The sequence below is a fragment of the Embleya australiensis genome, assembly GCF_051903075.1.
Lineage (GTDB): Bacteria > Actinomycetota > Actinomycetes > Streptomycetales > Streptomycetaceae > Embleya.
This window is the reverse complement of record NZ_CP182423.1, coordinates 1,936,869-1,954,545: the sequence shown is the minus strand read 5'-3', so window position 1 is coordinate 1,954,545 and position 17,677 is coordinate 1,936,869. Positions and strand designations below refer to the sequence as shown.

The 17,677-nt window shown below is 72.1% G+C and carries 18 protein-coding genes and 1 pseudogene; 11 read left to right on the top strand and 8 right to left on the bottom strand.

From position 1 onward, the window contains the following. Positions 1-146: 146 nt before the first annotated feature. From ACMXN5_RS38805 to ACMXN5_RS38795, 3 genes are all read left to right on the top strand, one after another. The gene (locus tag ACMXN5_RS38805; protein ID WP_439679591.1) at positions 147-509 is read left to right on the top strand and encodes a YciI family protein; all 363 of its coding nucleotides are present in this window, start codon (positions 147-149) and stop codon (positions 507-509) included. Next, positions 506-1,756, top strand: a complete 1,251-nt coding sequence (locus ACMXN5_RS38800) for an RNA polymerase sigma factor (protein WP_439679590.1) — start codon at positions 506-508, stop codon at positions 1,754-1,756. The genes ACMXN5_RS38805 and ACMXN5_RS38800 overlap by 4 nt, the downstream gene beginning before the upstream one ends. 122 nt (positions 1,757-1,878) lie before the next feature. After that, the gene (locus tag ACMXN5_RS38795) at positions 1,879-2,445 is read left to right on the top strand and encodes a dihydrofolate reductase family protein (protein WP_439679589.1); all 567 of its coding nucleotides are present in this window, start codon (positions 1,879-1,881) and stop codon (positions 2,443-2,445) included. A gap of 43 nt (positions 2,446-2,488) precedes the next feature. On the opposite strand, the gene ACMXN5_RS38790 is transcribed toward ACMXN5_RS38795, so the two are convergent. The 4 genes and pseudogenes from ACMXN5_RS38790 to ACMXN5_RS38775 all read right to left on the bottom strand — a co-directional run. Further along, positions 2,489-2,995: a VOC family protein gene (locus ACMXN5_RS38790; protein ID WP_380003615.1), complete on the bottom strand. Its 507-nt coding sequence runs from the start codon at positions 2,993-2,995 to the stop codon at positions 2,489-2,491. Positions 2,996-3,088: 93 nt separating this feature from the next. Beyond that, positions 3,089-4,120, bottom strand: coding sequence for an aminotransferase class I/II-fold pyridoxal phosphate-dependent enzyme (locus tag ACMXN5_RS38785; RefSeq protein WP_439679588.1), 1,032 nt, complete (start codon positions 4,118-4,120; stop codon positions 3,089-3,091). Between the two features lie 190 nt (positions 4,121-4,310). Continuing rightward, entirely contained in the window at positions 4,311-4,931 is a 621-nt protein-coding gene (locus ACMXN5_RS38780; RefSeq protein ID WP_439679587.1) for a GNAT family N-acetyltransferase, read from the bottom strand. Positions 4,932-5,064: 133 nt separating this feature from the next. After that, positions 5,065-5,592: pseudogene (locus ACMXN5_RS38775) on the bottom strand (family 1 glycosylhydrolase); the annotation flags it as partial. 1 nt (position 5,593) lies between these two features. On the opposite strand from ACMXN5_RS38775, the gene ACMXN5_RS38770 reads away from it, so the two are divergent. Further along, complete coding sequence (locus ACMXN5_RS38770) at positions 5,594-5,773, top strand: hypothetical protein (protein ID WP_439679586.1); 180 nt, start codon at positions 5,594-5,596, stop codon at positions 5,771-5,773. A gap of 9 nt (positions 5,774-5,782) precedes the next feature. After that, complete coding sequence (locus tag ACMXN5_RS38765) at positions 5,783-6,106, top strand: hypothetical protein (RefSeq protein ID WP_439679585.1); 324 nt, start codon at positions 5,783-5,785, stop codon at positions 6,104-6,106. 139 nt (positions 6,107-6,245) lie between these two features. Here ACMXN5_RS38765 and ACMXN5_RS38760 read toward each other — a convergent pair whose 3' ends face one another. After that, a complete protein-coding gene (locus ACMXN5_RS38760; RefSeq protein ID WP_439679584.1) occupies positions 6,246-7,253 on the bottom strand; it encodes a helix-turn-helix transcriptional regulator in 1,008 nt (335 codons plus the stop codon). 153 nt (positions 7,254-7,406) lie between these two features. Here ACMXN5_RS38760 and ACMXN5_RS38755 point away from each other — a divergent pair, with 153 nt between their 5' ends. Continuing rightward, positions 7,407-7,868, top strand: a complete 462-nt coding sequence (locus tag ACMXN5_RS38755) for a VOC family protein (protein ID WP_439679583.1) — start codon at positions 7,407-7,409, stop codon at positions 7,866-7,868. A gap of 54 nt (positions 7,869-7,922) precedes the next feature. Here ACMXN5_RS38755 and ACMXN5_RS38750 read toward each other — a convergent pair whose 3' ends face one another. Together ACMXN5_RS38750 and ACMXN5_RS38745 are read right to left on the bottom strand one after the other, a co-directional pair. Continuing rightward, entirely contained in the window at positions 7,923-8,570 is a 648-nt protein-coding gene (locus ACMXN5_RS38750) for a response regulator (protein ID WP_439679582.1), read from the bottom strand. Beyond that, entirely contained in the window at positions 8,567-9,784 is a 1,218-nt protein-coding gene (locus tag ACMXN5_RS38745; protein WP_439679581.1) for a sensor histidine kinase, read from the bottom strand. Before ACMXN5_RS38745 ends, ACMXN5_RS38750 begins: the two co-directional genes overlap by 4 nt. Before the next feature lie 177 nt (positions 9,785-9,961). Between ACMXN5_RS38745 and ACMXN5_RS38740 the strand changes: the two genes are divergently transcribed. The 5 genes from ACMXN5_RS38740 (at position 9,962) to ACMXN5_RS38720 (ending at position 17,041) form a co-directional block, all read left to right on the top strand. Continuing rightward, positions 9,962-10,900, top strand: coding sequence for an ABC transporter ATP-binding protein (locus ACMXN5_RS38740; RefSeq protein WP_439679580.1), 939 nt, complete (start codon positions 9,962-9,964; stop codon positions 10,898-10,900). 7 nt (positions 10,901-10,907) lie between these two features. Then, entirely contained in the window at positions 10,908-11,744 is an 837-nt protein-coding gene (locus tag ACMXN5_RS38735; RefSeq protein ID WP_439679579.1) for an ABC transporter permease, read from the top strand. A 35-nt stretch (positions 11,745-11,779) separates the two neighbouring features. Then, positions 11,780-12,598 carry an ABC transporter permease gene (locus ACMXN5_RS38730; protein WP_439679578.1) on the top strand — a complete coding sequence of 273 codons (819 nt, stop codon included), beginning with the start codon at positions 11,780-11,782 and terminating at the stop codon, positions 12,596-12,598. Positions 12,599-12,819: 221 nt separating this feature from the next. Next, positions 12,820-14,778 carry a fibronectin type III domain-containing protein gene (locus ACMXN5_RS38725; RefSeq protein ID WP_439679577.1) on the top strand — a complete coding sequence of 653 codons (1,959 nt, stop codon included), beginning with the start codon at positions 12,820-12,822 and terminating at the stop codon, positions 14,776-14,778. Positions 14,779-14,917: 139 nt separating this feature from the next. Then, positions 14,918-17,041 (top strand): fibronectin type III domain-containing protein, encoded by a 2,124-nt coding sequence (locus ACMXN5_RS38720; RefSeq protein WP_439679576.1) that lies wholly within the window; start codon positions 14,918-14,920, stop codon positions 17,039-17,041. 150 nt (positions 17,042-17,191) lie between these two features. Here ACMXN5_RS38720 and ACMXN5_RS38715 read toward each other — a convergent pair whose 3' ends face one another. Further along, the gene (locus tag ACMXN5_RS38715) at positions 17,192-17,659 is read right to left on the bottom strand and encodes a pyridoxamine 5'-phosphate oxidase family protein (RefSeq protein WP_439679575.1); all 468 of its coding nucleotides are present in this window, start codon (positions 17,657-17,659) and stop codon (positions 17,192-17,194) included. Between the last annotated feature and the right edge of the window lie 18 nt (positions 17,660-17,677).

The following is a 17,677-nucleotide window of genomic DNA, read 5'->3' as shown; positions in this document are numbered from 1 at the left end:
TTTGCGCGGCCTCGCGCGGCAAGATCGCCTTCGGGATGTCGATCCGACATTCTGTGCGCCGGGATGTCGAGAACGGTCGGGCGACTCCGACCCGGATACGAGCGGCCCGCAGGGGCCGACGCAGTGCACGCACGAGGAGCGAAGTCATGAAGTTCATGCTGCTGATCTACAACCGCCCGGGTTTCGTGGAGGAGCTGTCCGAGGCCGAGCGCAACGAGCTGTTCGGCGAGGTCGGCACGATCATGGCCGAGCTGACCGCGTCCGGTGAACTGCTCGGCGGCGAGGCGCTCGCCGACCCGACCCAGACCAAAACGGTCCGGACGCGGGACGGGGTTCCGGCGGTCACCGACGGCCCGTTCATGGAGGCCAAGGAGCACTTCGCGGGATATCTCCTCGTCGAGTGCGAGAGCACCGAGCGGGCCGTCGACATCGCCGCACGCTGGCCGGACGCCAAGCGGTGGGCGATGGAGGTACGGCCGGTGATGTCCGAGTCGGGGACGGAGATGTGAGCCTGGACGCGCCCGCCGAGGACCTGCTGCGGGCATTGGCCCCGCAGGTCCTCGGTGTGCTCGTCCGCCGACACGGCCAGTTCGACGCGTGTGAGGACGCCGTACAGGAGGCGCTGCTCGCGGCGACCGTGCAGTGGCCGGTGGACGGGCTGCCCGATCATCCGTTCGGGTGGTTGCTCACCGTGGCCGATCGGCGGCTGATCGACCACTGGCGCAGCGAACGTGCCCGGCGCAACCGCGAGGAGCGGCTGGCCGCCCAGGCGCCGGCCGACGAGCACGTGGCGCCCGCGCCCGACGGGGAGCCGACCGGCGCCCACGACGACGCGTTGACCCTGCTGTTCCTGTGCTGCCATCCCGCGCTGTCGGGGGCCTCGCAGGTGGCGCTGACGCTGCGCGCGGTCGGCGGCCTGACCACGGCGCAGATCGCCGACGCCTTCCTGGTCCCCGAGGCCACCATGGCGCAGCGGATCAGCCGGGCCAAGCAGCGGATCAAGGCGGCCGGCGGCCGATTCGGCACCCCCGCCGGGCCCGAGGCGATCGAGCGGCTCCGGGCGGTGCTGCACGTGCTGTACCTGATCTTCAACGAGGGCTACACCGCCAGTTCGGGCCCCGACCTGCACCGGACCGACCTGACCGCCGAGGCGATCCGGCTCACCCGGGCGATACACCGGCTGCGGCCGGACGACGGCGAGATCGCCGGGCTGCTGGCGCTGATGTTGCTCACCGACTCGCGGCGGGCCGCGCGGACCGGCGCCGACGGCGCGCTGATCCCGCTGGCCGAGCAGGATCGGACCCGCTGGCATGCCGAGTCCATCCGTGAGGGCACGGACCTGGTCACCGACGCGCTCACGTGGGGGCCGCCGGGGCCGTACCAGGTCCAGGCCGCGATCGCCGCGGTGCACGCCGAGGCGGCGCGGGCCGAGGACACCGACTGGCCGCAGATCCTCGCGCTGTACCGGCTCCTCGCCCACCTGTCGCCGGGGCCGATGGTCACCCTGAACCAGAGCGTCGCGGCGGCGATGGTGCACGGCCCGCAGGCCGGTCTGGACCTGCTCGACACGCTGGCGGGGGACGAGCGCATGGCCGGCCGGCACCGGGTCTGGGCGGTACGGGGCCACCTGCTCGAACTGGCCGGGGACCGCGAGGCGGCGCGGGAGGCGTACCGCGAGGCGGCCCGCCGCACCACGAGCCTGCCGGAGCGCCGCTACCTGGAGATACGCGCGGCGCGGGTGGGCGAGGGCGCCTGAAGAACTTTCGCGGGGATTGTTCGTCGTCGATGTCGAGAACGTGTCGCCGGGTCCGACCTCACCGTGAGAACAGCGGAAACGGACGGAATCCCCGATCCCCCGATCCTCCCAGGGAGCACCTCATGCGCAAGATCCTCTACATGGTCCACCAGTCGGTCGACGGTTACATCGAGGGCCCCAACGGTGAGTTCGACTGGCCGACGATGGGTCCGGAGCTGTCCGACTTCGGGCAGACGATCAACGAAGGCGTCGACACGTTCCTGTACGGCCGCGTGGTGTGGGAGATGATGGCCGGCTACTGGCCGATCGTCGAGACCATCTCCACCCATCCGCACGACCTGCGGTTCGCGCCGATCTGGCGGGCCACCCGCAAGGTCGTGGTCTCGGCCACGCTGAAGCAGGCGGGGCACGGCGCCGAGGTGATCGGCGCCGACGTGGCCGAGGACATCGCCGCGCTCAAGGCCGAGCCCGGCAAGGACATCCTGCTGAGCGGCGGTGCGGGACTGGCCAACACACTCACCGAACTGGGCCTGATCGACGAGTACGCGCTCTTCGTGCACCCGGTGATCCTTGGCGGCGGCAAGCCGGTGTTCCGGAACGACGACGTGCGTCGCGGGCTGCGCCTGGTCGATACGCGGACCTTCGACGCCGGTGTGGTCATGGTGCGCTACGCGCGCGTCGAGAGCTGACCGGGTCGAGCCCGGGATCACGGGGATGTCCCGGGCTCGCGCCTCAGACCCGGCCGGCCGCCCGGTCGGCGAGCCAGCCGTCGAACGCGGACCGGGCCTCGTCGGCGTCCTGCTTGGTCAACGGGCGGTTCTGGTGGGTGATTTCGAGGTGTACACCGTTGGGGTCGAAGCAGTAGACGGAGTACCAGACGCCCTCGTGGTCGATCGGGCCGCGCACCTCGACGCCGTGTCGGCGGATCTGCTCGGCCATCGCGTCGACCTCGGCGGGTGAGTCGACGGCGAGCGCGACGTGCCGGGTCCACCACTCCAGGCCGTCGGGGACCGGCTCGTACTCCTTGGCCACGTCGAAGAACGCGATGCACTCGCCGCTCGCGAGCGCGTAGAAGACGTGCAGGAACGGCGGGGTGACCTCGCCGCTGCTGGTCGTCCGGGACTCCTCGCGGACCGCGCCCGCGAGTTCGGCGCCGACCGCCTCGGTCCAGAAGCGGTGTGTCGCGGCCAGATCCCGGGTCTGGTAGGCGAGGTGGTTCATCGCCACGGGCACTGCCATGGTGTGCTCCCGTCCGGTCGAGCTGTGGGCAACTCCCGTACACCGCACACCATATCGCTGGTTGTATCGGCTCGGGTCGATCGTGGGGCGCCGCTACGGGACGAGGGTGGTGAACGTGCGTCGATCCGGGCGGCGGGAGTGGCGGCCCGAGCGGTCGCCGACCAGGGCGGCCAGGCGGTCCAGGCCGGCGTCGATGCGGGCCGGGTCCAGGGCGCCGCCGGACAGGCGCAGCCGGTGGGCGGGTCCGATACCCGGGTCGTAGAAGTGCGCCATGGGCGTCCACAGCACGCCGAACTCCCTTGCGGACAGCTCCAGTAGTGCGTCGTCGACCACGAACGGGACGGTCAGCACGGTGAACAGGCCGCCGGCGGGGCTGTGCCAGTGCACTCGGCCGGCCAGTGGGCCGTGGCCGAAGCGGGCGGCGAGACCTTCGAGGAGGTGGCGGGGGTTGTGCAGGTATACGCGTGCGGCCCAGGTGGTTCGATCGGGGGTGTTGGTGGTGGTGGATGGGGTGGGGGTGCTTCGGGTGAAGGTGTCCACGTGTACGACCCGACGGCGGGTGTCGAGGGTGTGCAGTGCCGGTGGGCGGTGGGGGTCGGCGGTGGTGGGTACGGGTGCCGGGCCGTAGGGGTCGTCCTCCAGGAGCAGGAGGTCCAAGTCGGCCACGAGATCGAGCAGTTCGTGGCGGGCGGGCAGGTCCAGGCTGATTCCGGCCGGGGTGGCGAAGTCCGGGACCAGGTACAGCGCTCGGGGGCGCAGTCCGGCGGCGCGGGCGCCGTGCACCTGGGCGGCGAGGTCGTCGAGGTCGATGCCGCGCGGGCCGTCGGCGACGGGGAGTACCGGCAGTTCGGCGAGGCGGGCGGCGCGGGTGAGGCCGATGTAGGTGGGCGCGACGGCCAGGACCACGTCGGGGTCCGAACGGCGCAGCGCCCGCAACGCATGGGCCAGCGCCTCCTGATGCCCGTCGGCCGGCTCGGCGCGGGCCGGGTCGACGGGACGTCCGGCGGCCAGGGACACCGCGCGCGGGTAGCGGTCGGCGACCTCGTCGAGCAGGGCGGTCGAGCGCAGCACCGGGTCGACGCGTGCCGGGGCGATCCACGTATCGGGTGTCCGACTCGGGCTCATCGCACCTCCGTTGCCGCACTCGCCGGGCGGCCGACCCGGTGCGCGGGCCGGGGGATCGCCCGTAGGCGACGAGGCTAGGAGGGTGGCGCGCGGGAGGGGCGGGATCTGAGCAAAACGTGAGGTTCGGTGGGCGGGTGGGGTGCCGGGCGAGTCCGGGCGTGGGGTGGGGTGGCTCAGGGTGCCGGGTGGCTCACCGCGTGGGATGGGCCGGGCGCCACATGGTGGTGACCGCGTGGCCGGTGTCCAGGGTGACCGTGTCGAGGGTGGTGAAGCCCACCCGTTCGTAGCGCGCGTTGTTGGCCGGGTTGCACGACTCGAGGTAGGCGGGCTCGCCGAGCGCGTCGATCCGGGCCAGGTTCTCGGTCAGCAGGCCCATGCCCAGGCCACGGCCGCGGTGGTCGTCGTGGGTGGCCAACAGGCTCAGGTAGAAGTGCGGTTCGCTCGGTTGCGCGTCGCCGAGCAGTTCGAAGATGCGCAGGATTCCGTCGGCGGTGGGGCGGTCGGTGAGCTCGACCAGGAACGTCTCCAGGTCGCTCTCCTCCTCCGCCGCCAACTCGCTCGCGCCCGGCGGGATCCACAGCGCCGCGGCCTCGACGTGCTCGGTGACCAGCGCCCAGGGGTGACGCAGCGCTGAGCCGGCGAGCAACCGCCAGAGTTGGGACGCCTGTTCGGCGCGACGCTCGACGTCGGGGAACGCCGGTCCCCACATCGGGTCGTCGAAGAAAGCGGTGGTCAGGGCGGCGACGATCGCGTCGACATCCGCGCTCGTCGCCACCCGTGCGGGTACGGGTTGGTACGGGGAAGTGCTCACACGCCCAGCCTAGGCCGCCCCTGCCGGCGGCCCGCCGCAACCCCGCCGGTCAGCCCGAATGCGCGGGCGTACGGGCCCATTTCCGTCGACCGGTGGGCCGAATTCGCCCGGTGCGTGCGCTCGCCCCCGCGCGTCAGCCTCGTGGGTGCGGGAGGGCGCCCGAGCGGCCCGGGTCGGCGAGCCACTTCGCGGACGGCTCGGGGGTACGGGCGAAGGTGTGCCGGTCGACCGCGATCAGGCCGAACGTGGGCCAGTAGGAGCCCCATTCGTAGTTGTCCAACAACGACCAGTGCAGGTAGCCGCGTACGTAGATGCCGCCGGCCGGCGCCGCCGCCGATTCGGCCGGGGCGCCCGAGGTGTAGGCGATCCGCCGGGTGTCGTCGTCCGTCGCGATGCCGTTCTCGGTGACGATCAGCGGGACCGGGCCGACCACCCTCGCCGTTTGGCGCAGTGCCTCGCCGAGCGCCTGGGGGTGGAACTCCCGCCCGGTGAGCGTACGTTCGGCGTCGTCGGGAATCGGCAGCGGGCCGTCGGGGCCGATCCGGGTGCGGGTGTACGACCGCACGCCCACCCGGTCGTCGCCGCGCGCGGCCTCCAGGAAGACGTCCTCGCGGGGGCGGCGGTACGCCTCGGTCACGGCCTCCGTACCCGACGCCGCCTGGGTGGCCCGAATCCTGCTCGCCGCCGTCGACGGCCTTCAACTCCAGTGGCTCCTGAAGCCGGACATCGACATGGCCGCCGACATCGAGACCCTGTGCGAGGTACTCACTTCCGCCTCCGCCCGAGCACAAAACCGCCGAGTTGTCGTTCCGGTCTGGCGTGGCGGGGGCATCGTCGGGTAAATGTCGACCATGACCGCACGAGCAGCCCAGCCACCTCCGAGCCGCAGCACCGGCGGTCACCACCACCTACCCGTCCATCTCAGCCCACTCGCCCGCCGCCTGACCCCGGCCGGCATCGCGCTACCGGTCCTGATCCTGGCCGCCACCCTGTTCGCGGTGGCCGCCGACACCAACGCGTCAGGCGCCCGCGCCCTGTGGATCCTGGCCGCGATCGGCTCCATCATCGGAGCCGGAATCGCCTGGACCGACATCCTGATCGTCGTACACCGCCGCCGCCCCTCGGGCCGGCCCCGCCCGCCCACCATCAACGGGCCCCACACCACGGATGGTTGACCGCGCCCCGTGACCGACCGGTCGCAGCGCCCCGCCCAACGACAGAGCGAGCAACCCGACCGCCCCTGGCCACACGCCCCGACCACCCACCGCCCGCGACTTCACGGGGGCACTCGCCTCGACGGGTAACGACCCACGCCTACCCGGGAGTCGGCGGCTCACCGCCGGGCCCACTTGGCAGCGTCGCCCCGGCCGCGGCCAGCCGTCCGGCCAACTCGCGGCAGCGAGCGCCAAGTTCCGGCGGGGCGATCGCCTCGAAGTCGTGGCCGAGCAGCGCCACGTGCATGAGGACGTAGTCGAGGCTGCCCCCACCGCTGACGACCTCGCAGCGGTCGTCCCCGCGCGGGTGTACGACGGCCGCCGACGGGGGGATCTGCGCGCGTACCGTGTCGGCCGGCGCGTGGACGAGGAAGCGGGCCTGGTGCGCGTACACCCGACTCGCCACACCCTCCTGCACATACGCCGCCGCATCCGGCGCGGCGCGGGGCCGGAAGCGCCAGGTCCGCGCCGACACCCCGGTCATCCGGTCGACCCGGAAACTGCGCCAGCCGTCCCGGTCGAGGTCGTACGCGAGCAGGTACCACCGCCGGTCGGAGGCGACCAGCCGATACGGCTCGACCCGCCGCCGCCGTACCTCGTCCCCGGACGGGTAGTCGAAGCCCGCCTCGACCTCGTCCCGGCACGCCCCCGCCAGCGTCATCACCACCTCGGGGTCGACGGGCGTACGCCCCCGACCGAAGAACTCCACCGAACCCGACAGCGCCCGCACCTCGTGCCGCAACCGCGCGGGCAGCACGCGATCGAGCTTGCTCAACGCCCGGAGCGCGGCCTCCCCGGCACCGGCGACCGCGCCGCCCGCACCCGCGAGCAACGACACCGCGGTCGCGATCGCCTCCTCGTCGTCCAGCAGCAGCGGCGGCACCTCCTGTCCCGCCCCGAGCCGGTAGCCCCCGCCGACCCCCTGCCCGCCGTGCACCGGATACCCCAGCACCCGCAGCCGCTCCACATCGCGCCGCACGGTCCGCGCCGTGACCCGAAGCCGCTCGGCCAACTCCGCCCCGGTCCACATCCGCCGCTGCTGCAACAGCCCGAGCAACGTGAGCACCCGCTCCGTGGTCCCCAACTCGCCACCGCTCGCCACATCCATGCAGTCCACGGTGCCAGAGAACAGCGGACCGATCCTGTCCGCAATGCATGCCAGGATCGCCGACGTGGGAGGAGCAGCAAGCGCCCACCGGAAGACACACGCCCCCAAACCTTCACGAAGCCACACCCCCGAACCCCCACGAACGGATCACCCATGAGCCGCCGGATCCAGATCACCTTCGACGCCCACGACCCCAAGGCCCTGTCCACCTTCTGGCGTGATGCCCTCGGCTACGTGCACCCCGCCCCGCCCGGAGTCGACCTGCCCGAGGGCGCCGATCCCCTCGCCGCCTGGGACGACTTCCTCGCCCGGATCGGTGTCCCCGAGGACCGGCGCAACTCGCGATCGGCCATCGAGGACCCGGACGGCCGGGGCCCACGCGTCTTCTTCCAGCAGGTACCGGAGGGCAAGACCGCCAAGAACCGCGTCCACCTCGACGTCCGCGCGGCCCCCGGCCTCCGGGGCGAAGAACGTATGGCAGCCCTCGAAGCCGAATGCACCCGCCTCGAAGCCCTCGGTGCCAAACGCGTCCACCGCCAGGACCCCACCCCACCCCTCGAAGCCGGCCACATCACCATGACCGACCCGGAAAACAACGAATTCTGCCTCGACTGACCCTTGACCCGGGACCGCCTCGACACCGGCCGGCCCGTGCCCCCCGGCCGGCCCTCAGACCAGGTTTGCCTCGTAGGCGGTGATGACCAGGTGGATGCGGTCTCGGGCGGTGAGTTTGGACAGGAGGCGGGCCACGTGGCTTTTTGTGGTGGCCATCGTGATGTACAGCTCGGCGGCTATTTCGGCGTTGGAGAGGCCGCGGGCGATCAGGATCAGGACCTCGCGCTCGCGGTCGGTGATGCCCTCGATCCGGCGTCGGGGGCGGGTGGGTGTGGGGGCTCGGTCGGCGAAGTCGCGGATCAGGCGGCGGGTGACCGCCGGGGCGATCAGCGCGTCGCCGGCGGAGACCACCCGGATCGCGGCGATGATGTCCTCCAGCACCATGTCCTTGACCAGGAACCCGGCGGCGCCCGCGCGCAGCGCCCCGTAGACGTTTTCGTCCTCGTCGAACGTGGTGAGCACGATCACCCGCGAGGCCGGGGACTTCGCGGTGATGATCCGGGTGGCCTCGATCCCGTCCATCACCGGCATCCGGATGTCCATCACCACCACGTCCGGACCGAGTTCGTCGACCAGCCGGACCGCGTCGGCTCCGGTGCCCGCCTCGCCGACCACGTCGATGTCCGCGATGTCGGTGATCAGCATCCGCAGCCCGGCGCGCACCACCGGCTGGTCGTCGACCAAGACGACCCGGATCGTCATATCGGCAACCCCGCGGCCACCCGGAAGCTGCCCTCGGGCCTCGGGCCGGAACTGAACCACCCGTGCAGCAGGGCGACCCGCTCACGCATCCCGGCGATCCCGTAGCCGCTGCCCGCGAGCCCCGCCGCCCGACCTCCGGCTCCGCCACCACCCCCGTCGTCCACGATCTCCAGCGCCAACTCCGCCACCCCGTAGTCCACCGAAACCCGGCAGCGGTCGGCCCCCGCGTGCCGCACCACGTTGGTGACCGATTCCTGGATGATCCGGAACGCCGACAACTCGATCTCGGCCGCCAGCGGCCGAGGTTGCCCCAGCCGGCGGATCTCCACCCGGACCCCCGCCTCCGCCGTGCCCGCCACCAGTCGATCGAGGTCCGCGAGGCCCGCCACCGGCGCGCCCGGCGCCGAGCCCACCGCGCCGGCATCCGCCGCGCCGTCGTCCGCCTCGCGCAGCGCGCCGAGCAGGTGCCGCAGCCCCGTCAGCGTCTCCCGGCTGGTCGCCTCGATCACCCCGAGCGCGTCGCGCGCCCCGGTCGGCTGGGTCTCGATCACCCGCCGCGCCGCGCCCGCCTGGATCGCGATGGCGCCGATGTGGTGCGCGACCAGGTCGTGCAACTCCCGGGCGATCCGCAGCCGTTCGGCCTGCACCGCCTGTACCGCGACCTGCGCCCGCAACTGTTCGGCGTGGTCCTGCCGGAGGCGGATCCAACTGCCCAGGATCCACGCCGCGACGGCGATCACCGCCAGCCCCGAGGTCGGCCCGGTGAGCACGGCGAAGATGCGGTCCGCCGGTACGAAGGCCGAGGCGACCACGGCCCAGCCGGTGAGCACGCCCACCAGACCCACCACCGAGGCCCGGCGTGTACAGGTCGCCGCGAGATGGAAGACGAGTACATCCGCCGCCAGGAACAGCGGCCAGCACCGCGTCCCGAACACCCGGGCCGCGACCGCTTCGACCAGCAGCAGCCCGAGCACCGGCAGCGGCCGGCGCACCGCCCACCCGATCGGCAGCGCCGACACCACGGCCACCGCCACCACCACACCCGGCGACGGAGACAGGAAACGATCCCGAGCCAGGAACACCGGATGCATCGGCTGCGGCAGCGTCCCGTACAGCAGCAGCGCGAACGCGGGGACCGCGCACCAGCCGAGCGTCGTCAACGCGCCCGGCGACAACCGGGTCGGCGGGGCGGAGGTCTTCGAGGGTCGTGGCACGTGCCGACCCTAGCCGGCAGCTGCCCCACCTGAATCAGCCCGTGGACTGCATCCCACGGACGGAGCCGAGCACACCCAAGGACGGAGCCGCCCGCCCCCGTAGACCGAGCCGCCCGCCCCCGAGGCCGGGCCACAGGCCGATGCGACCCGCCCCCGCCCCCCGGCAACCTCGACGGCATGATCGAGATCGAACACCTCACCAAACGCTTCGGCCGCGTCCTGGCCGTCGACGGCCTGACCTTCACCGTGCGACCGGGCCGGGTGACCGGATTCCTCGGCCCGAACGGCGCGGGCAAGACCAGCACCCTGCGCATGCTGCTCGGCCTGAACACGCCCACCAGCGGCCGGGCGACCATCGACGGGCGCTCGTTCCGCGAGTTCGGCACCGGACTGCGCCACGTCGGCGCGCTCCTCGACGCGAACGACGTACACAACGGCCGCACCGCGAACGCCCACCTGGGCGCGCTGGCCCGCAGCAACGGACTCCCGCGCGGCCGGGTGCGCGAGGTCTTGGCCACCGTCGGCCTGGGCGACGCGGGCCGGCGCCGGATCGGCGGCTTCTCGCTCGCCATGCGCCAGCGCCTCGGCATCGCCGCCGCCCTGCTCGGCGACCCGCCCGTACTGCTCTTCGACGAGCCGGTCAACGGCCTCGATCCGGAGGGCATCCGGTGGGCGCGCGGGTTGTTCCGCGAACTGGCGGCGGAGGGCCGCACCGTGCTGGTCTCCAGTCACCTGATGGGCGAGATGGAACACACCGCCGACCACCTGGTCGTGATCGGCGCCGGGCGGTTGATCGCGGACGAATCGCTCGCCGCCTTCGCGGCCCGCGCGAGCACCGGCGGCGTCACCGTGCGAACGCCCGACCCGACCGCGCTGGCCGCCGTGCTGGCCGAGGCCGGCGCCACGGTCAGGGCGCACGGCCCCGACACGCTCGCGGTGACCGGCCCGACCGCCGCCGAGGTGAACGAACTGGCCTTCACCCACCGGGTGATGGTCCACGAGGTCACCGCACACGGCGGCACCCTGGAGGACGCCTTCATGCAGCTGACGGCGGACAGCGTGCGGTATCGCGCGGCGGCGACGGCGACCCGCGCCGAGGGAAGGGCGGGCCGGTGAGCACCACGTGGAGCACCCCGGACGCCCGCCCCCGATGGCGCGACACCTGATCGCCGCCGAGTGGATCAAACTGACCTCGCTGCGCTCCACCCCGATCGTGCTCGGCCTGCTCGTCCCGCTCTACCTCTACTTCGCCCACGACGGCGCCGCGACTACCTACGCCCACTGGCCGGCCCTGGCCGCCGAGCTCAAGCGGCACCCGGATCCGGCGCACGACGCCTTCCCCTTCCCGCAGTTCCTGCTGCTGATGGCCACCGCCGGCACGCTCGGTGCGATGACCGTGGCGGGGGAGCAGGCGAGCGGCCTGATCCGGACCACGTTCATCGCGGTACCGGCGCGCACCCGGATCCTGGCGGCCAAGGCGGCGGTGCTCACCGGCACCCTCGCCGTCGTCGGCCTGGTCATCGGCGTCGGCGTCTGGGGCGTCACGCTCGCCACCTACGGCGACCGGATCCCGGGCTTCTCGTACGGCACCCCCGGCGTGGGCCGCGCCATCGCCGGCACCGCCGTGCTGCTTCCGGTCTGCGGACTGATCGGGATGGCCCTGGCGGCGATCATCCGCAACACCGCCGGAACGGTGTTCGCCGTGCTGGTCTTCTTCCTCGCCGGACCGGTGGCCGGAAAGGGACGCATCCCGCCGCTGGACGCGGACCGGAGCGCGCAAGTCACCAACGCGCTGCCGGGCTACGCGTGGGGACGGCTGACCGTGATGGACCCGGGCCGCACCGTCGAACGGCTCCCGTCCGTGCCGACGGCCTGGATCACGCTCGCCGCCTGGGCGTTCGCCGCACTCGCGGTGCTGCTGCCGCTGCTGCGCCGGCGCGATGTCCGACCCACGCCGTGACCCGCCGCCGGCCCCCACCGCGACAAGGACCCAGGATGCCCACGCCCACCCCCACCACCTCGATCCCCTCCCACCCAGCCCGTTTCCCCGACCTCCTCGCCGCCGAGTGGCTGAAACTCTCCTCCCAACGGCTGCTCCTGCTCCCCCTCCTCCTCGCCCCGCCCTGCACCGCCGCCCTGTCCTGGTTCCTGTGCTCCGGCGTGGACCTCATCGGCACGCGCGGTCGCACCGACTTCGATCGACTCGCCGCCTCCTTCAACCACGGCGTCTGGGGCTTCCTGATGATCGGCGCCGCGGTGATCGGCGCACTGTCCTTCACCGGCGAGTACGCGGGCGGCCTGATCCGCACCACCTTCATCGCCGTTCCGGACCGGCGCCGCGTACTCCTCGCCAAGGCCGTCGTGTCGACCGCCGTCGCGGCCGCGGTCGGCGTGCCCACGGCGATCGCCTCGTTCGGGACGTCCCAGGCGGTGTTGTCCGGCAAGAACCTCGGCCTCGCGCTCGGCGACCCCGGCGTGGCGCGCGGATTCCTGGCGGCGTGCGTACTGCTTCCGGTGGCCGCGCTGATCGGACTGGCCGTCGGCGTGCTGGTCCGGCACCAGGCGGGCGCGGTGTTCGCGGTCTTCGTCACGCTCGGTGTGGTGCCCGAACTGATCCCCGAGGGCGGCCGATTCCTCGCCGAAGCGGCCAACCTCATGCCGCGCAACGCCTGGTCCGCACTGGCGAGTCTGGGCACCGCCGACGAACTCGGCCCGTACCCTCCGTCGGCGACCCACTCCTGGCTCGTCCTGGCCGGTTGGCCGCTCGCCCTCCTGGCCGCAGCCGCGCTCGTCCTGCGCCGTCGCGATCTCTGAGCGGCGCGCAACGTGGGCCGCAACGAGGGCAATCCGCCCACTGCGGAGCGTAATCGAACGGCGACGCCCAGGTAAACGGCGTCGGATCACCGGGAAAACCTTGACACGCTCTATTGGTCTGGACCACTTTGGCCTAGACCAATAAGCGCGCAGGGCGGGCTGTCGCGCACGCAAGTCCCATCGCTACCACCCACATCGCTTCTCCACGCACGGAGGCAGTAGTGGCACGCGTTTCGCACGTTCCGCGAGCGAAGTCCCCTCGCCGCGGGCATCCCACCCTCGCCGCCCTCGCGGCGATCACCCTGGCCGGCGCCGGTCTCACCCTCGTGGGCGCCGGCAGTGCCCGGGCCGCCGACAACCTCGTGAGCAACCCCGGCTTCGAGGACGGACTTTCCGGCTGGACCTGTTCGGCCGGCTCCGGCGCGGCGGCGAGCACCCCGGTGCATGCCGGCACCGGGGCCCTCAAGGCCACCCCGGCGGGCGCGGACAACGCCCGCTGCAGCCAGACCGTCACGGTCCTTCCCAACTCCGACTACACGCTGAGCGCCTGGGTCCAGGGCAGCTACGTCTACCTGGGCGCGACCGGCACCGGCACCACCGACCCGTCCACGTGGACCCCGGGCGCCGGCACCTACCAGCAGCTCAAAACCACGTTCCGGACCGGTCCGTCCACCACGTCCGTCACGGTCTACACCCACGGCTGGTACGGCCAACCCGCCTACTACGCCGACGACATCACCCTGTCCGGACCCGGCGGCGGCACCCAGGTCCCGGCCGCCCCCACCGGTCTGGCCGCCGGTGCCCCCACCGACACGAGCGTCCCCCTCTCGTGGAACGCGGTGCCCGGCGCGACCGGCTACAACGTGTACCGCGACGGCACCAAGGTCCAGTCCGTGAGCGGCACTTCCGCCACCGTCACCGGCCTGACGCCGTCCACCGCGTACAGCTTCCAGGTCACCGCGACCAACTCCGCCGGCGAGTCCCCCAGGTCGGCGACGGTGAGCGCGAGCACCACCGGCGGCGGCACCCAGGTCCCCGCCACCCCGACCGGTCTCGTGGCGGGCGCGCCGACGTCCACGAGCGTTCCCCTCTCGTGGAACGCGGTCCCGGGCGCGACCGGCTACAACCTGTACCAGAACGGCGCCAAGGTGCAGTCCGTGACCGGAACTTCCGCCACCGCCGGCGGCCTGACCCCGGCCACCGCGTACAGCTTCCAGGTCAGCGCCACCAACGCGGCCGGTGAATCGGCCAAGTCCGGCGCGGTGACCGCGACCACCACCAACGGCGGAGGCGGCGGCACGCTGCCCAAGCACGTACTCACCGGCTACTGGCAGAACTTCAACAACGGCGCCACGATCCAGACCATCGCCCAGGTGCCCGCCGAATACGACATCATCGCGGTCTCGTTCGCCGACGCGACCGGCCAACCGGGCGGCGTCTCGTTCACCCTCGACCCGGCGCTGAACTACTCCGAGGCGCAGTTCAAGGCCGACATCGCGGCCAAGAAGGCGGCCGGCAAGAAGGTGATCATCTCGGTCGGCGGGGAGAAGGGCAGCGTCTCGATCAACAGCGCGTCCGCCGCGAGCAACTTCTCCAACACGCTGTACACCCTGTTCCAGAACTACGGGTTCGACGGCGTCGACATCGACCTCGAAAACGGCATCAACTCCACCTACATGTCACAGGCGTTGCGCTCGCTCTCCGGCAAGGTCGGCCCGAGCCTGGTGATCACCATGGCGCCGCAGACCCTCGACATGCAGTCGACCGGCACCGAGTACTTCAAGACCGCGCTGGCGATCAAGGACATCCTCACCGTCGTCAACACCCAGTACTACAACAGCGGTGCGATGCTCGGCTGCGACGGCAAGGTCTACAGCCAGGGCACGGTGGACTTCATGACCGGCCTGGCCTGCATCCAACTCGAAGGCGGCCTGGCGCCCTCGCAGGTCGGCCTCGGCCTGCCCGCCTCGCCGCGCGGCGCCGGTTCGGGCTACGTCTCGCCGACCGTCGTCAACAACGCCCTGGACTGCCTGGCCAAGGGCACGGGTTGCGGCACGTTCAAGCCGAGCAAGACCTACCCGGGTCTGCGTGGCGCGATGACGTGGTCGACCAACTGGGACGCCCTGAACGGCAACCAGTTCTCCAACACCGTCGGCCCGCACCTCGACACGCTGCCGTAGCGCCACCGGGGCCTGTCCGGAACCGCCGAGATCCCGCCGCGATCCTGCCGGGATCCGCCGGACAGGCCCCGCCCGGGCCGGACCACGCGACCGGCCCGGGCTCCCCGCACCGTCCCGTCCCGACCACGCGAGGAATCCCATGTCCGGATCCACCAGCGTCCGTCCCCCCACGCGACCACGCGCCCAGCGGCTGCGCCCCCTCGTCGCCGCGACGAGCACCGCGTTCCTGACCGCCGCCATGCTCACCGTCGCCGGCGGCGGTGCGGCCGACGCCGCGGACACCACCGCCGCCGGTGCCGCCGAACTGGTCCAGAACGGCGGCTTCGAGTCCGCCCTGACCGGCTGGACCTGCAGCGCCGGCAGCGGCGTCGCGGTCACCACCCCGGTACACGCGGGCACCGGAGCCCTCAAGGCCACCCCCGCCGGCAGCGACAACGCGCGCTGTTCGCAGACCGTCACCGTCCAGCCCTCCTCGGACTACGTCATCTCCGGCTGGCTGCGCGGCAGTTACGTCTACCTCGGGGCGACCGGCACCGGCACCACCGACCCGTCCACGTGGACCGGCTCCGCGCCGGACTGGACCCGCCTGACCACGAACTTCCGCACGGGGCCGAGCACCACCTCGGTCACCCTGTACACGCACGGCTGGTACGGCACCGGCGCCTACTACGCCGACGACCTCTCCCTGGTCGGCCCCGGCGGCACCACCCAAATCCCGGCCACCCCCACCGGATTGGCCGCCGGCGCGCCGACCGCGACCAGCGTGCCGCTGTCCTGGACCGCGGTTCCCGGCGCGACGAGCTACAAGGTCTACCGCGACGGGGTGTTGGCGCAGACCGTCACCGGCACGAGCACCACGGTGACCGGCCTGACCCAGGCCACGGCGTACAGCTTCCAGGTCAGCGCGGCGAACTCGGCGGGGGAGTCGGCCAAGTCGGCCCCCGTCAGCGTGACCACCACCGGAGGAGGCACCCAGATTCCCGCCACCCCGACCGGCCTCGCCGCCGGCACACCGACCACGACCTCCGTGCCGCTGTCGTGGACCGCGGTGTCCGGCGCGAGCGGCTACAACGTCTACCGCGACGGGGTGTTGGCGCAGTCCTTGACCGGCACCAGCGCCACGGTGACCGGACTGACCGCCGCCACCGCGTACGGCTTCCAGGTGAGCGCGACCAACGCGGCCGGCGAATCGGCCAAGTCGGCGGTGCTCACCGTCACCACCGCGACCGACGGCGGTGGCGGCCAACTGCCTCCGCACGCCCTGATCGGCTACCTGCACGCGAGCTTCGCCAACGGCTCGGGCTACACCAAGATGGCGGACGTACCCGCGAGTTGGGACGTGATCAACCTGGCCTTCGGCGAGCCGACGTCGGTCACCTCCGGCGACATCCGGTTCAACCGCTGCCCGGTGACCGAATGCCCCGGCGTGGAGAGCGACGCCGACTTCAAGGCCGCCATCCGGGCCAAGCAGGCGGCCGGCAAGAAGGTACTGATCTCGATCGGCGGCCAGAACGGCCAGGTGCAACTGTCCACGACGGCCGCGCGGGACAAGTTCGTCCAGTCCGTCGGTGCGATCATCGACGAATACGGACTCGACGGCCTGGACATCGACTTCGAGGGCCACTCGTTGTCCCTGAACACCGGCGACACCGACTTCAAGAACCCGACCACCCCGGTGATCGTCAACCTGATCTCGGCGGTCAAGACGCTCAAGGCCAAGTACGGCAGCCGGTTCGTGCTCACCATGGCGCCGGAGACGTTCTTCGTGCAACTGGGCTACCAGTACTACGGAGCCGGACAGTGGGGCGGGCAGGACCCGCGCTGCGGCGCCTACTTGCCGGTCATCTACGCCCTGCGTGACGATCTGACCCTGCTGCACGTGCAGGACTACAACTCCGGTTCGATCATGGGCCTGGACAACCAGTACCACAGCATGGGCGGCGCCGACTTCCACATCGCGATGACGGACATGCTGCTCACCGGCTTCCCGGTCGCGGGCAAGACCGAGAACATGTTCCCCGCGCTGCGCCCGGAGCAGGTCGCCATCGGCATGCCGGCCTCGACCCAGGCGGGCAACGGCTGGGTGTCCACCACCGAGGTCAACAAGGCCCTGGACTGCCTGACCAAGGGCACCAATTGCGGGAGTTACCAGACCCACGGTGTCCGTCCGAACCTGCGGGGCCTGATGACCTGGTCGATCAACTGGGACCGGTTCAACAACCTCGAGTTCTCGCGCAACTTCGACACGTACTTCCGCAGGTAGGCCCCACGCGGGAAGCACCCCGAGAAGCACCCCGAGAAGCACCTCGGGAAGCATCCCGGGCAGCCCTCCCCGATACGACCCCCGCCGCCGGCACCCACGCGAGACCGGCGGCGGGCAGGTCCATGTTCGGCGACCCGCCGCCGAATCCCGCTACGCGTGCAGCCAGTTGCCGTCCCGCAGGAGGGTGCGGCCCTTCAGCTCATCGGCCTCGCGCCAGGCCTGGAGGAGCCGTGGACGCAGGTGGAAGTAGTGGTACGGAGCGCCGGTCACACGCGGGTCGAAGCCGCAGGCGGCGGCGAACGCGTCCGCCGTCTCGGCCGCCATGTCGGCGACCGCCACGGGCTCGGCGTCGGCCTCGATCATGATCACGTCACGGGTCGGCCCGATGCCGAGCCGGGCCGTACCGCCCGCCAGCAGGTTGCGCGCGGTCGGGCTCGTGGAGACGGTCGCGATCAGGATCGTCTCCCCGTCCCAGCGAAACGACAGGGGTACCAGATACGGCGTTCCGGTCTTCGCGTCGGCGGTGGCCACCCACGCGTCCACGTCGTGTTCGAGGCGGTGCAGGGTGTCCAGGCGGCGCTGTTCGGCGCTGCGGGCGGGCGGTCGCGGCGTGCTCATGGTGCGGGTGCCTCCGAA